Consider the following 13,502-nt stretch of genomic DNA (forward strand, 5'->3'; position numbering starts at 1 on the left):
CGTCAGCGCACGTCGTCACCGCACGTCGGACTCATGCTTCGACGTCGCGCGGCGCGCGCCCAGGGCCGAGGGACGGGTCGCGCACAGGCCGTCGGTCCCGCCGTTGCGGGCCGCTGCGCCCTGCCGGGGCGGGCGCGGGGCGGTCACGGTGGACGCCGACCGGGGAGCACCGGGCGGGCACCACCGCACCGGCCCCGCAGGCGAAGGAGCGGTGCGACGTGTTGGTGCGCGAGGTGATGACGCGGCCGGTGGTGACGGTCCGGCCGGATACCCCGGTCCGGGCCGCGGCGGTCCTGCTGACCGGGCGGGGCTTCACCGCCCTGCCCGTGGTGGACGGCGACGGCGAGCTGGTCGGCATCGTGACCGAGGCCGATCTGCTGCGCGGCCGGGTGCGGCACGACGCGCGCTCGATGCTGCCTGAGGAGCTGGCGACGATCCCGCCGTCGCGGGTGGGCGAGGTGATGACGACGCAGGTGCTGACGGTCACGCCGATCACCGACGTCGCCGACGTGGTGGCCCGGATGCGGGCGTTGGGGATCCGGTCGGTGCCGGTGGTCCGGGCCGGTGCGGGGCTGGTCGGCATCGTGAGCCGCCGCGACGTGCTGGCCACCTTCGCCCGGACCGACAGCGCGATCGCCGCCGAGGTGCGCCACCGGCTGGCCGCCTACGCCGGTCCGGGCCGGTGGGGGGTCGCGGTGCAGGGCGGTCAGGTCACGTTGCGCGACGCGCTCGCCGACCCGGCCGAGGAGCACCCGGCCAGCGTCGTCGCGGCGTCCGTGCGCGGGGTGCTGCACGTGCAGGTGCTGCCGGACGAGACCTGACCGGGACCGCACGCCCTCCGACCAGGGTCCGCGGACCCTGGTCGGGAACGGGCTGCCCGCCGACGCTGGGGCCAACCGCCGTGAGGAGGCCGCCATGACCAGCTCCACGTCGTCCCGCCCGCCGATCGTGGTGGGCGTCGACTCGTCCGACTCCGCGCGCGACGCCGCCGAGTGGGCGGCCGACCTGGCTGCCGTCCTGCGCTGCCCGCTGCACCTCGTGCACGTCGTCCCGGGCTATCCCCAGGACGCGGCCCCGGAGGGGGTGCCGGACTGGCTGCGGGAGATCGTGGACCGCGCCGTCCGGGCGGACGCTGAGGCCACCGACTCCGAGATCGTCGCCGGGGGGGACCGATCAGCTGCTGGTGCGACGGGCCGCGGGTGCCCGGCTGCTGGTGGTCGGCAGCTACGGCGAGGCCGCGTGGTCGGGCATGCTCGCCGGGCGGACCGGGTTGACCCTGATCGAGCGGGCTCCGTGCCCGGTCGCGGTGGTGCGGGGCAAGGCGCCCCTGGTTTCGCCGCCGCGCCGGGGACCCGTCGTGGTCGGGGTGGACGGCTCGCGGGCCTCGGTGCGCGCCCTGGTCCTGGGCGCCGACCTGGCCGCCGCGACCGGCGCTGAACTGCTCGCGGTGCATGCTTTCACCGACGTGTCCGAGGCCGGCGGCGCCCCGAGGCCGGCGGCGCCCCCCACCGGCGCCACGAGCAGTGGGCCCGGTTGGTCGCCGAGGCCGGGACCGAGCTCGACGACGCGCTGGCGCGGGCCCTCGACGACCGCCCGGAGGTGCGGTTCCACCGCCGGGTCGAGGCCGGCACGGCCCTGCGCGTGCTGATGGACCACGCGGCGTCGGCGCGGATGATCGTCGTGGGGCAGCGCGACGAGCGCGCCCCCGTCGGGGAGATGCTGCTCGGCTCCACCAGCCGCGGCCTCGTGGAGTTCGCGCCCTGCCCCTTCGTGGTGCTGCCGACCGCCGCGGCCCGCGGGACCAACGACCTGCCGGCTGCGGTCCACGGCCACTGACCGTCGACCTCCGACGACGCGCACGGTGTGTGCGGAAGCAGCGTCCGAGGAGGAGAAGATGACCGCATTCAGTGACCGGCCCGTCGTGGTCGGGATCGACGGGTCCGCCAGCGCGCTGGACGCCGCCCGGTGGGCCGCGCTCGAAGCACGCCGCCGTGGCGCACCCCTGCGCCTGATGACGGCGTACCCGTGGACGCGTCAGTTCGACGGGGGCGTCGGGCTCGGCGAGTCGCACCGCAGCGACCTGCAGAAGCGCGCCGAGCGGGACCTGGACGCCGCACGGGAGGTGGTCGAGGCCGCCTTTCCCGGCGGCCGCATCGACAGCGAGGGCGTCGTCGGCTCCCCCGTCGACGTGCTGGTCGAGGAGGCGGCGCGCGCCCAGCTGCTGGTGCTCGGCAGCCGCGGCCGGGGCGGGCTGACCGGGCTCGTGCTCGGGTCGGTCGCCGTCGCGCTTTCGGTTGCGGCGGCGTGCCCGGTTGTCGTGGTCCGCGGCGACACCCACGAGGCCACAGGTCCGGCGCCAGTCGTCGTCGGCGTCGACGACTCCCCGTCCAGCGAGGCCGCCATCGCGTTCGCCTTCGCGGCGGCCACGAGCCGCGGAGCCCCGCTGGTCGCCGTGCACACCTGGCTGGAGCACGTCTACGACGCGCACGTCGCCGCCATGATCGATTGGACCGCCCTGCGGGAGCAACAACGCACCAAGCTGGCCCAGCGCCTGGCCGGGTGGGCCGAGAAGCACCCCGAGGTGTCGCTCACCCAAGTCGTCGAGCGCGATTCGGCGGCGCACACGCTCGTCGAGCGCTCGCTCGACGCCCAGCTCGTCGTCGTGGGCTCTCGCGGGCGCGGCAACCTCGCCGGGCTCGTCATGGGCTCGGTCAGCCACGCCGTGCTGCAGCACGCCCACTGCCCGGTCGCGGTGGTGCGCCCGGAGGTGGGCTGAGCGGGGGACCAGTGCCGTCGCGGACGGACCGTTCGGCCCGTCGTCGCGGCCGCGCGCCGGCGCGATGCTCGTCGCGTACCGGCAGGACGGCCGGCGACGGAGACAGGAGCGCGAGATGACGGTCGAGAGGACAGCCGAGGAAGCCACCACCGGGGACGTCGTCGTCGGAATCGACGGCTCGCCCGGCTCGCGGGCTGCGGTCGAGTACGCGTTGGAGGAGGCCGCGCTGCGCGGGGCCGAGCTGCGGATCGTCGCCGTGGCGCCGGTACCCGACTACTGGGCGGTCACCTACGGGTTGAGCAGCCCTCCGCCACCGACAGAGATCGTCGACCGGACCCGCGCGGAGGCGCGGAAGTTCGCCGACGAGGTGCTCGCGGCCCACCCGGAGACGGCCGCGAAGGTGGCGGTGACGGTGGAGGCGCGCACCGGGGTCGCCTGGCACCAGCTGACCGAGGCGGCCAAGGGGGCGGCGCTGCTCGTCCTCGGGCACCGCGGACGCGGGGCGGTGACCAGCGCGCTGCTCGGGTCGGTGGGGCTGCAGTCGGTGCTGCACGCGACCTGCCCGGTCACGATCGTGCGGACCGACGCGCCCTGAGCCCTGGACGTGCGCTGAACCGGTGACAGCGGCCGGCCGGGTCCGCCGGGACCCGGCCGGCCGCTGCCGTTCCACCGGGTCCCGCGGGCCGGCGACCGAAGGCCCCCGGTCGAAGGGACGTCGGGCTCTGATCGCGGCACGGGCTCCCGGGTCAGGGTGGACACCGACGAGAGGATGTCCATGAACACCATGAAGGCCGCGGTCGTGCCCGCGCTGGGCGCCCCGCTGGAGATCCGCGACGTGGCCGTGCCCGAGCCGGGCCCGGGCCAGGTGCTGGTCCGCATGCTGGCCAGCGGCATCTGCCACACCGACATCCACGCCGCGCGCGGCGACTGGCCGGTGAAGCCCCAGCCGCCGTTCACCCCGGGGCACGAGGGTGTCGGCCTGGTCGAGCGGGTCGGCCCGGGTGCGGCGCAGCGCAGGGTCGGCGACCGGGTCGCCATCGCCTGGCTGGGTTCGGCGTGCGGGCGGTGCCGGTACTGCGTGTCGGGCCGGGAGACCCTGTGCGAGGCCCAGACCAACAGCGGCTACTCCGTCGATGGGGCCTACGCCGAGTACGCCCTGGCCGACGAGCGGTTCGCCGTCCCCGTGCCGGACGCGGTGTCCTCCTTCGACGCCGCCCCGCTCACCTGCGCGGGCGTCACCACGTTCAAGGCGATCAAGGCGGCCCGGGTGGAGCCGGGGGAGCGGGTCGGCGTGTTCGGCGTCGGCGGGCTGGGCCACCTCGCCGTGCAGTACGCGCGGATCGTCGGCGGGCTGGTGGTCGGCGTCGACGTCGAGGACGACAAGCTGGCGCTGGCCACCGAGCTGGGCGCCGACCACGTCGTCAACGTCCGTACCGAGGACCCCGTCGCGAAGATCCGCGAGCTCGGCGGCCTCGACGTCGCCGTTGCCCTGGCCGCGGCACCGGAGTCGTTCGAACAGGCCTACCGGTCGCTGCGCCGCGGCGGCCGGCTGGTCTGCGTCGGCCTTCCCGCCGAGGGAGCCCTGCACATCCCGATCTTCGACACCGTGCTCGGCGGCATCTCCGTCATCGGCTCCATCGTCGGGACCCGCCAGGACCTGGCCGACGTCTTCGCGCTGCACGCCGCGGGCCGCACCCGGGTGATCGCACGGTCGCGCAAGCTCGACGAGGTCAACGCCTGCTTCGCCGAGGTGCTGTCCGGCTCGGTCCCGGCCCGCATCGTGCTGGAGTTCTGAGCGGGGAGGAGACGTGCCATGGACAGCGCAGTCGTGGTCGAGGACCTGCGCAAGGCGTACGGCTCGAGGACGGCGCTCGAAGGGCTGAGCCTGTCGGTCGGCACCGGCGAGCTGGTCGCCGTCGTCGGCCCCAACGGGGCCGGCAAGACGACCGCCATGGAGCTACTGGAAGGCCACCGCCGCCGCGACGCGGGACGGGTGACGGTGCTCGGGTTCGACCCGCAAACCGGGGGCACGGCGTTCCGCGAGCGGATCGGGATCATGCTGCAGGACGCCGGGCTGGACGAGGCGTTCAGCACCCGCGAGCTGCTCACCCTCTACGCCGGCTTCTACCCCCGGCCGCGACCCGTCGATGACGTGCTCGCCCAGGTCGGGCTGGTCGACGCCGCCGACACCCGCACCGCGGCGCTGTCCGGCGGCCAGCGCCGGCGCGCCGACCTGGCCCTGGCCCTGATCGGCGACCCGGACCTGCTGTTCCTCGACGAGCCGACCACCGGGTTCGACCCGGCCGCCCGCCAGCACGCCTGGGACGTCATCGACGGCCTGCGCGAGCACGGCACGACCGTGCTGCTGACCACGCACTACATGGAGGAGGCGCAGCGGTTGGCCGACCGGGTCGGCGTCCTCGTCGGCGGCCGGTTGGTCGCCCTGGGCACGCCTGCCGAACTGGCCGAACGGCACATGGCGGGCGGGTCGACGATCGGGTTCCGGCTCCCGGCCGGCGTCGGCACGGCCCAGCTGCCCGACCTCGGCGACCGGCTGACGGTCACCGGCTCGGCCGTGCGGGTGCTCACCCGCGAGCCGACCCACGACCTGCACACCCTGACCTGGTGGGCGGTGGACCGCGGGGTCGAGCTGGAGGCGCTGAGCCTGGGGCGGCCGTCGCTGGAGGAGGTCTACCTCGACCTCGTGCGGGACGCGGAGCGGACCGATGGCTGAGAAGACGGTTCCCGCGCGCCCGCGGCGCGCTGTGCTCGCGCACGCCCGGCACGCGGCGCGTTCCTTCCTGCGCACGCCGCTCGCGGCGTTCTTCACGCTGGCGTTCCCGCTGGGCTGGCTGGGCACCGTCGTGCTGGTCGTCGGGAACCAGGAGATCGGCCCGCCGGGCGCCGGGGTGCGCCTGGCCCAACTGCTCACCCCGGTGGCCGCGGTGTTCGCCGTGGCGATGGCCGCGTTCGTCACGCCGGCGGTCACGATCGTGCTGGCCCGCGAGCGCGGTGAGCTCAAGCGCCTGCGGGGGACCCCCTCACCGCCCGCGGCCTTCCTGGCCGGGCAGGTCCTGTGCGCGACGGTCGTCGCCCTGCTCGGGACGGCGATCATGGTCGCCGCCGGCGTCCTGGCCTTCGGTGTGCGCGTCGACCTCGCCGAACTGCCCGGCGCGCTCGTCGTCCTGGTGGTCGGGATCGCGGCGCTGGCCGCGCTCGCCCTCGGCGTCGCCGCGCTCGTGCCCACCGGTGCGACCGCGCAGGCGGCCACCATCGGATCGGTCGTCGTGCTCGGGTTCGTCTCCGACATGTTCACTGCGGGCGGCGCGGCGCCGGGCTGGCTGGACGCGGTGGGCTGGTTCTTCCCGCTGCGGCACCTGGTGGCCGCGTTGCGCGACCCGTTCGACCCGTTCACCGCCGACGGCTTCGGGTGGGTGCACCTCGTGGTCGTGGCGGCATGGGGGCTGATGGGGGCCCTGGTGGCCTTGCGCGCCTTCCGGTGGGAACCCCACCGAGGTTCCCGACGGGCCCACGCCGCGTGGGGCGCCGCGGCGCCGCGCCGCCGCTCCGCGCTCACCCTGATCCTCGGTCAGCTCTCCTACGCCGACCGGACGCAGTGGCGCGACCCCGGCGCCTGGTTCTTCGCCGTGGTGTTCCCCGGGCTGCTGTTCGTGGTGCTCGGCGCCGTCTGGGGAGGCGCAGTGTTCGACGGGATCCCCTACCCGCAGGCGCTGGCCCCGGGCCTGGTCGCGTACGGCGTTGCGGTGACCGCCTTCGTCAACCTGCCCGAGGCGACGGCGGTGGCCCGCGACCGCGGGGTCCTGCGCAGGCTGCGCGGCACGCCGCTGCCGGCGTGGGCCTACCTCGCCGGTCGGGGGATGTCGGCCCTGGGCATGGGGGCGATCACCGCCGCGCTGGTGCTGGCCGCGGGGGTGGCGATGTTCGATGTGCGGATCGCCCCGCGCGGGGTCCCGGCGCTGCTGCTCGTACTGGTGCTGGGCACCGCCTGCCTGCTGGCCCTCGGCACGGCGCTGGCCGCGGCCATCCGCACGGGCAAGGCGTTCTCGGTGGTGTCGCTGGCCCTGCTGCTGCCGATGTCGTTCCTGTCCGGGCTCTTCCCGTTCGGTGCGCCGGAACCGGCCGTGGTGCGGGCGGTGGCCTCGGTGTTCCCGCTGCAGCATCTCGGCGACGCGCTCGACGAGGCCCTGCGGGCGGGCTCCTGGGCCCCGGTGGCCTGGCACCACCTGGCCGTGCTGCTGGTGTGGGGGCTGGTGGGCGCCGCGGTGGCGGCCCGGCTCCTGCGGCCCGGTCGCTCCTGGCGGGCCGTCGAACCCGCGCGGGCGCGCACCGGGCCCGACGGACACGGTCCGCGGCAGGTCGTCGCGGACCGCACCCACGAGGAGGTCTGAGATGGCGATCGGCAACGCGCGGAGCTGGAGCGAACTGCCGCCGGCGGGGCGCGCCGGCGTGGTGGTCGGAGCGACGGTGCAGGTCGGACTGCTCGTCGCGGCACTGGCGGACCTGCGCCGGCGCCCCGCGGCGCAGGTGAACGGGCCGCGCTGGGCGTGGGCGCTCGCATCGTTCGTCAACTTCGTCGGACCACTGGCGTACTTCGCGTTCGGACGGTGCGAACTGGGCCGCGGTCGGACGAGCTGATCGACGCGGCAGGACCAACGGCCCGCGGCCGGTCGACCCAGGTCCCGCCGGTGACAGGCGATGCAGCCCTGCCGGTGGGCCCGGCCGAGGCGCAGGCTCGTGCTGCGCGAACAGGACCGCGAATGCGCTCGCGGAGGGTTGGAGGAGGGACGGCATGGATGCGCTTGTCGTGGTGGAGTCGGTGTTCGGCAACACGCGCCGGATCGCCGAGGCCGTGGCCGCGGGGCTGGGGCAGCGGACGCACGTGCGGGTCGTCGACGTCGCGGAGGCGGTGGATGCGGAAGCGGCCGCCGTACGGTCGGCCGACCTGTTGGTGGTCGGCGGGCCGACGCACGCGTTCGGGATGACGCGCGCCTCGACGCGCCGGTCGGCGGCCGAGCAGGCCGGTGGCGGTGCCGTTCCGGCGGAGGTGGGGCTGCGCGAATGGTTGGCGGGCCTGCCGCCGGTCGAGGGCCGGCGGATCGCGGCGGCCTTCGACACCCGCGCGGACCGTCCGCGGTTGCCGGGTTCGGCGGCTGCTGCGGCGTTGCGCAGGTTGCGGCGGTTGGGCTTCGAGCGCGTCTGCGGGCCGGAGTCGTTCCGGGTGAGCGGGACCAAGGGCCCGCTGGTGGACGGCGAGGCGGAGCGGGCCCGGTTGTGGGGCGCGGCGCTTCTCGCCCGGGTCACGGCCCGCGAGGCGGAACGGAGCGGACGATGAAGGATCTCGCAAGGACGATCACGGGAGCGCTCCGGCAGGCGCTCGTCGCGGAGGCGCTGGTGGTCGGCGCCGTGACCGCGGTGGCCGCGGCCGGGGTCGTGCTGCGGCGCTCGCGCGACTGGGGCGCGCTGCCCACCGAGACGGGCGCACCGCTGCCCGGCGACGACCTGGTCCCCGAGCCCGCGCGCACCACGACGCGGGCGGTCAACGTCGACGCCCCGGCCGCCGAGGTCTGGCGCTGGCTGGTGCAGATGGGACAGGGCCGCGGCGGGATGTACAGCTATGACCGGCTGGAGAACGCGATCGGCCTGGACATCCACAGCGCCGACCGGGTGCACGAGGAGTGGCAGGACCTGGCGATCGGCGACCGCATCACCGTGGTGCCGCCGGGCTGGGGCCCGCTGCCCGACGGGTACGCGATGGTGGTGGCGCGCATCGAGCCCGAGCGGGTCCTCGTGCTGCGCCAGTCGCCGCCCGAGCACCCGTGGAACGCCGTCTGGACGTTCGAGATCGAACCGCTGGACGCCAGGAGTTGCCGGTTGCTGTCGCGCTCGCGCGCCCAACGGCCCGCGTCTCGGGCGCTGGGCCTGGCCACAGCGGCCATCGAGCCGGTCACCACCATCATGACCAGGCGGATGCTGCTGGGCGTCAAGCAGCGCGCCGAACGCGCCGTCTGGCCGGACGGGCGACAGGCGCCGCCGCGGCCCCGACCGGTGCGCAGCGCAACCACCGTCCTGGACGCCCCGGCGGGTGCGTCATGACCGCGGCGACCACCGGCGGCCCGGTCCGCATCGACGCCCGGCTCGACGAGCACCTGAGCCGGTGGCTGTGGCTGGTCAAATGGGTGCTGGTGATCCCGCACCTGATCGTGCTGGCGCCGCTGTGGGTGGCGTTCGCGGTGCTGTCGGTCGTCGCGTTCGTGGCGATCCTGGCGACCGGCCGCTACCCGGAGTCGATCTTCGAGTTCACCACGGGCGTGCTGCGCTGGACGTGGCGCGTCGCCTACTACGCCTACGGGGCGCTGGGCACCGATCGGTACCCGCCGTTCACCCTGGGCGAGGTGCCGGACTACCCGGCCACCCTGCACATCACCCGGCCGGAGCACCTGTCCCGCGGCCTGGTCCTGGTCAAGTGGCTGCTCGCGCTGCCGCACTACCTCATCACCGCCTTCTTCGTCGGGGGCGGCACGTACGCGGTGTGGCGCCTCGGCGAGTCGAGCTCGCAAGCCGGCAGTTGGTCGACCACCGCCGCCGGCGGGCTGATCGGGCTGCTGGTGCTGATCGCCGGGATCGCCCTGTTGTTCACCGGGCGGTACCCGCGCGGCGTGTTCGACCTGGTGCTCGGCATGCACCGCTGGGTGCTGCGGGTGGTCGCGTACGCGGCGCTGATGACCGACGCCTACCCGCCGTTCCGGCTCGACACCGGCGGGACCGACCCCGCCTCGATCACGGTGACCGGGGCCGGACCGATCGACACCCCCGCGCCGACGGCGCCGACCGGGACGTCCGTCGCACCACCCCCTCCGACCCCACCCACCCACGGGTGGAACGCGGGCCGGGTCGTCTCGGTCGTGGTCGGGTCGGTGCTCGTCGCGGCGGCGCTGGGCATGGCGGTCGGTGGTGGCACCCTGCTCGCCGCCGACCGCGTCGGCCGCGACGCCGACGGCTTCCTCAGCACGCCGGACCGGTGGTTCACCAGCCCGGGCCACGCGCTGCAGTTCGACGCCGTCGACCTCGTCCCCGCCGACGGCTCCCAGGTCCGCTACGTCGACCCGGCCTCGCTGCTCGGTGTCGTCCGCGTGCGGGCCGCCGCACGGGATGGGACCGTCTTCGTGGGCATCGGGCCGGCCGAGGACGTGCGGTCCTACCTCGGCGGTGTCGGCCGCGACGTGATCGGTGGCCCCGCCGCCGACGCCCGCCGCACGACCTGGGTGCCCGGCGGTGCCCCGGCCACTGCGCCCGGTGCGCAGGACTTCTGGGCGGCGTCGGTGTCCGGTCCCGGCGTCCAGCAGTTGACCTGGACCGCGGTCGACGGCCGCTGGGCGGTCGTGGTCATGAACGCCGACGGCTCCCGGCCCGTCGACGCCCGGGTGTCCGGCGGTGCGACCGTGCCCGGCCTGCACTGGGTGTGGACCGGCCTGTTCATCGGGGCCGGTGCCACGCTGCTGGCGGGCGCGCTGCTGGTCGGCCTGGCCGTCCCGCGGCGACCGGTCGGCTGAACGGGTCGGGGTCCGGGCCCGATGTCGGGCGGCCCGGACCTCAGCCCGTGCGACCCGTCTGCTTGCGCTCGGCGGCGTAGACGGCGGCCTCGGTGCGGCGCGACATCCCGAGCTTGTGCAGCAGGGACGAGACGTAGTTCTTCACCGTCTTCTCGGCCAGGAACATCTCGGCGCCGATCTGGCGGTTGGTCAGCCCGTCGGCGATCAGCCCGAGGATGCGCCGCTCCTGGGGGCTGAGCGAGGCGTAGCGCGGGTCCTCGGGTTCGTTGCCCTTGCGCAGCCGCTCGAGCACGGCGGCGGTGGCGCGGGGGTCGAGCAGTGAGCCGCCCGCGGCGACCGTGCGCACTGCGCCGACCAGGTCGGTGCCTGCGACCTGCTTGAGCAGGTAACCCGCGGCGCCGGCCATGATCGCGCCGAAGAGGGCCTCGTCGTCGGAGTACGAGGTGAGCATCAGGCAGGCCGGTGGCGGGTCGATCGCGGCACGCACGTCGCGGCACACCGAGACGCCCTCGCCGTCGGGGAGGCGGACGTCGAGGATGGCGACGTCCGGGCGCAGGGCGGGGATGCGGGCGAGCGCCTGGGCGGCGGTTCCGGCCTCGCCGATGACCTGGATGTCGTCCTCGCTCTCCAGGAGCTGGGCGATGCCGCGCCGGACGATCTCGTGGTCGTCGAGCAGGAACACGGTGGTGGTCACGCCTGTGACGGTAGCCAGGTGCCCACCGGACCGGAAGGCGAGCAGGTCCCGCCGTGAAGGGACCTTCGACCCGCCGCCTGGCCGCCGTCCGCCCCCGATCGTGCCCGACAGATCCCATCAGCGGCGCGGGCGGCCTCGGACCGCCGCGCGGTGCCGGGCACACCCGCACCGGTCGGGCCAGCTCGCCGACGGTCGGCACCGCCCCACCGCGATCGCCTGCACGATGTCGGTCTCGACCACACGCCCGCGCACCGGGCGCCATCGAGCACCGGCAGGAGCCGGACGCCGGCGACGGCCATCAGCTGCAGCGCGGTGGGGAGCCCGGGGGTGACGGCGACGACCGTGGCGTCATAACCGCGGTGACCGGGGGGGTCGTCCAGGGTCTCGGGTGGGCGGCGAGATGCCCGACCTCGATGGCGGCCTCCCTGATCGTGCTGTCCTCCCCAGGATCTGCGCCGGATGGCCGGCGGGGCAGGGCCGGAGGTCCCGGTCCGAACGGCCGGACGGTTGCCCGGTGACGTCAGGTCGTGCCAGGCTCGGTCACGCCTGGTGATCTCCGCGGCGGACATCGGACGAGGGGGGCGAGATGGCGGCGCAGGAGGGGGCCGGTCATTCCCGACCAATGTCGGACGTGTTGTCCGGGCTGCGCCTGGACGAGCTGCTCCGCGAGGTGCAGGACCGCCTCCAGGAGGTGATGCGGACCCGCGACCGGATGCAGCGGCTGCTCGACGCCGTGCTGGTCGTGGCCGAGGACCTCGACCTCGACACCACGCTGCACCGCATCGTGGAGGCGGCGGTCGACCTGGTCGACGCCCGCTACGGCGCGCTCGGTGTGCTCGGCCCCGGCGGAGGGCTCAGCCGGTTCCTGCACGTCGGGCTGGACGAGCAGACCCGCGCGCGGATGGGGCCGCTGCCCGAGGGCAAGGGCCTGCTCGGTCAGCTCATCCTGCACCCGCACCCGCTGCGGCTGCCCGACCTGGGCGCGCACGAGGCGTCGGTGGGCTTCCCGGAGAACCACCCGCCGATGCGCAGCTTCCTCGGCGTGCCGATCCGCGTCCGCGACTCCGTGTTCGGCAACCTCTACCTCACCGAGAAGGCCGGGGGCGAGGAGTTCACCCAGTCCGACGAGGCGATCCTGGAGGCGCTGGCCGCCGCGGCCGGTGTCGCGGTGCAGAACGCGGACCTGTTCGAGCAGGCCCGCGGCCGCCAGCTGTGGCTGGCCGCCTCCGGCGAGGTGCAGGCCGAGCTGCTCGGCGGGGCGAGCGAGGCCGACGCGCTGACGCTGATCGCGCAGCGCACGCTCGAGCTCACCCGCGCCCACGCCACGGCGATCCTGCTCGGGCGGGGCGACGGGGACGACACGTTCCACATCCGGGCGCTGGCCGGAGCGGCCGACGACGCGCTGGTCGAGCGGGAAGTCGGGATCCGGAACACTGTGCTGCAGGAGGTCGTGGAGGGGCGGGCGGCCGTGATCGCCGGCCCCGAGGGCGATGTGCTGACCGGGTCGGACGGCGCGCCCGGGCACGGCTCGGTCGTCGCGGTCCCGCTGCGGGCGCAGGACGGGGTCTCCGGTGCCCTGCTCGCTCTGCGCCGCGACGGCACCGATCCCTTCCAACCCGGTGTCGTCCCGCTGCTCACCTCGTTCGCCGACCAGGCCGCACTGGCCCTGCAGTTGGGGGAGAAGAACCGCGCCCAGCGCAAGCTGGACGTGTTCGCCGACCGCGACCGGATCGCGCGGGACCTGCACGACCACGTCATCCAGCGGCTGTTCGCGACCGGCCTGCAGCTGCAGAGCACCCTGCGCCGCATCGCGGAGCCGGCCGCCTCCGCGCGGATACAGCAGGCGGTGGCCGATCTCGACGAGACCGTCCGCGAGATCCGCACCGCCATCTTCGACCTGCACACCCTCGACGAGGGCAGCGCGGGCGGGCTGCGCAGGCGGCTGCTGGACACCGCGGCCGAGGCGGTGGGGGCGGGCGTCTCCCCGGCGGTGCGGATCTCCGGGCCCGTCGACGCGCTGGTCCCCGACGACATCGGCGTGCACGCCGTGGCCGTGGTCCGCGAGGGCGTGAGCAACGCCGTCCGCCACGGCCACGCGGGTGCGATCACGCTAACCGTGGAGGCGGGCGACGGTGTGCTCGTCGTCGACGTCACCGACGACGGCGTCGGGATCGACCCCCTGGCCGCCCGCAGCGGCCTGCGCAACCTCGAGCAGCGGGCGCGCGACTGCGGCGGGTCGGTGAGCGTGCTGCCGGTCGTCCCGCACGGCACCCGGCTCACCTGGCGGGTCCCGCTCGAACCCGCCTGATCCGCGTCCCGCCGAGCCGTCGGACCACCGCGAACCGGGACGAACGGCCCTGCTCGACCGTCGTGGACCGGCGCAGGATCGCCGTGACGGCCGGAGAGCCCGGTCGCACCCGACGGGACGGGGGACATCCCGGGGAAGGACACCGACATGGTC

At 75.3% G+C, this 13,502-nt stretch carries 14 protein-coding genes and 1 pseudogene; 14 read left to right on the forward strand and 1 reads right to left on the reverse strand.

Annotated features, from left to right (window positions below; genetic code table 11):
• Window positions 1-218 precede the first annotated feature (218 nt).
• The 13 genes and pseudogenes from KIK08_RS02970 to KIK08_RS03025 all read left to right on the forward strand — a co-directional run bounded on the left by KIK08_RS02970 (window position 219) and on the right by KIK08_RS03025 (window position 10,347).
• Window positions 219-821 carry a CBS domain-containing protein gene (locus KIK08_RS02970; protein WP_214401402.1) on the forward strand — a complete coding sequence of 201 codons (603 nt, stop codon included), beginning with the start codon at window positions 219-221 and terminating at the stop codon, window positions 819-821.
• 94 nt (window positions 822-915) lie between these two features.
• A pseudogene (locus KIK08_RS42165) lies at window positions 916-1,146 on the forward strand (universal stress protein); the annotation flags it as partial.
• The gene (locus KIK08_RS42170) at window positions 1,133-1,648 is read left to right on the forward strand and encodes a universal stress protein (RefSeq protein ID WP_408004632.1); all 516 of its coding nucleotides are present in this window, start codon (window positions 1,133-1,135) and stop codon (window positions 1,646-1,648) included. The pseudogene KIK08_RS42165 and the gene KIK08_RS42170, both read left to right, overlap by 14 nt.
• Window positions 1,534-1,836, forward strand: a complete 303-nt coding sequence (locus KIK08_RS02980) for a universal stress protein (protein ID WP_214401404.1) — start codon at window positions 1,534-1,536, stop codon at window positions 1,834-1,836. Before KIK08_RS42170 ends, KIK08_RS02980 begins: the two co-directional genes overlap by 115 nt.
• Window positions 1,837-1,894: 58 nt before the next feature.
• On the forward strand, window positions 1,895-2,776 hold the full coding sequence (locus KIK08_RS02985; RefSeq protein ID WP_214401405.1) for a universal stress protein: 882 nt from the start codon (window positions 1,895-1,897) through the stop codon (window positions 2,774-2,776).
• Between the two features lie 115 nt (window positions 2,777-2,891).
• On the forward strand, window positions 2,892-3,371 hold the full coding sequence (locus KIK08_RS02990) for a universal stress protein (protein WP_214401406.1): 480 nt from the start codon (window positions 2,892-2,894) through the stop codon (window positions 3,369-3,371).
• A 180-nt stretch (window positions 3,372-3,551) separates the two neighbouring features.
• Window positions 3,552-4,571, forward strand: a complete 1,020-nt coding sequence (locus KIK08_RS02995; protein ID WP_250556192.1) for a zinc-dependent alcohol dehydrogenase — start codon at window positions 3,552-3,554, stop codon at window positions 4,569-4,571.
• 18 nt (window positions 4,572-4,589) lie between these two features.
• Window positions 4,590-5,510: an ABC transporter ATP-binding protein gene (locus tag KIK08_RS03000; RefSeq protein ID WP_214401407.1), complete on the forward strand. Its 921-nt coding sequence runs from the start codon at window positions 4,590-4,592 to the stop codon at window positions 5,508-5,510.
• Window positions 5,503-7,185: an ABC transporter permease gene (locus KIK08_RS03005; protein ID WP_214401408.1), complete on the forward strand. Its 1,683-nt coding sequence runs from the start codon at window positions 5,503-5,505 to the stop codon at window positions 7,183-7,185. The genes KIK08_RS03000 and KIK08_RS03005 overlap by 8 nt, the downstream gene beginning before the upstream one ends.
• A 1-nt stretch (window position 7,186) precedes the next feature.
• Entirely contained in the window at window positions 7,187-7,432 is a 246-nt protein-coding gene (locus tag KIK08_RS03010) for a PLD nuclease N-terminal domain-containing protein (protein ID WP_214401409.1), read from the forward strand.
• Between the two features lie 154 nt (window positions 7,433-7,586).
• Window positions 7,587-8,129 (forward strand): flavodoxin, encoded by a 543-nt coding sequence (locus KIK08_RS03015; RefSeq protein ID WP_214401410.1) that lies wholly within the window; start codon window positions 7,587-7,589, stop codon window positions 8,127-8,129.
• Window positions 8,126-8,890: an SRPBCC family protein gene (locus KIK08_RS03020; protein WP_214401411.1), complete on the forward strand. Its 765-nt coding sequence runs from the start codon at window positions 8,126-8,128 to the stop codon at window positions 8,888-8,890. The genes KIK08_RS03015 and KIK08_RS03020 overlap by 4 nt, the downstream gene beginning before the upstream one ends.
• A complete protein-coding gene (locus KIK08_RS03025) occupies window positions 8,887-10,347 on the forward strand; it encodes a DUF4389 domain-containing protein (protein ID WP_214401412.1) in 1,461 nt (486 codons plus the stop codon). Before KIK08_RS03020 ends, KIK08_RS03025 begins: the two co-directional genes overlap by 4 nt.
• Before the next feature lie 40 nt (window positions 10,348-10,387).
• Here KIK08_RS03025 and KIK08_RS03030 read toward each other — a convergent pair whose 3' ends face one another.
• Window positions 10,388-11,041, reverse strand: a complete 654-nt coding sequence (locus tag KIK08_RS03030; RefSeq protein WP_214401413.1) for a response regulator — start codon at window positions 11,039-11,041, stop codon at window positions 10,388-10,390.
• A gap of 622 nt (window positions 11,042-11,663) precedes the next feature.
• On the opposite strand from KIK08_RS03030, the gene KIK08_RS03035 reads away from it, so the two are divergent.
• A complete protein-coding gene (locus KIK08_RS03035; protein ID WP_250556193.1) occupies window positions 11,664-13,349 on the forward strand; it encodes a sensor histidine kinase in 1,686 nt (561 codons plus the stop codon).
• The last annotated feature ends 153 nt before the right edge of the window (window positions 13,350-13,502 follow it).

The sequence above is a fragment of the Pseudonocardia lacus genome, from assembly GCF_018531445.1.
Classification (GTDB): Bacteria; Actinomycetota; Actinomycetes; order Mycobacteriales; family Pseudonocardiaceae; genus Pseudonocardia; species Pseudonocardia lacus.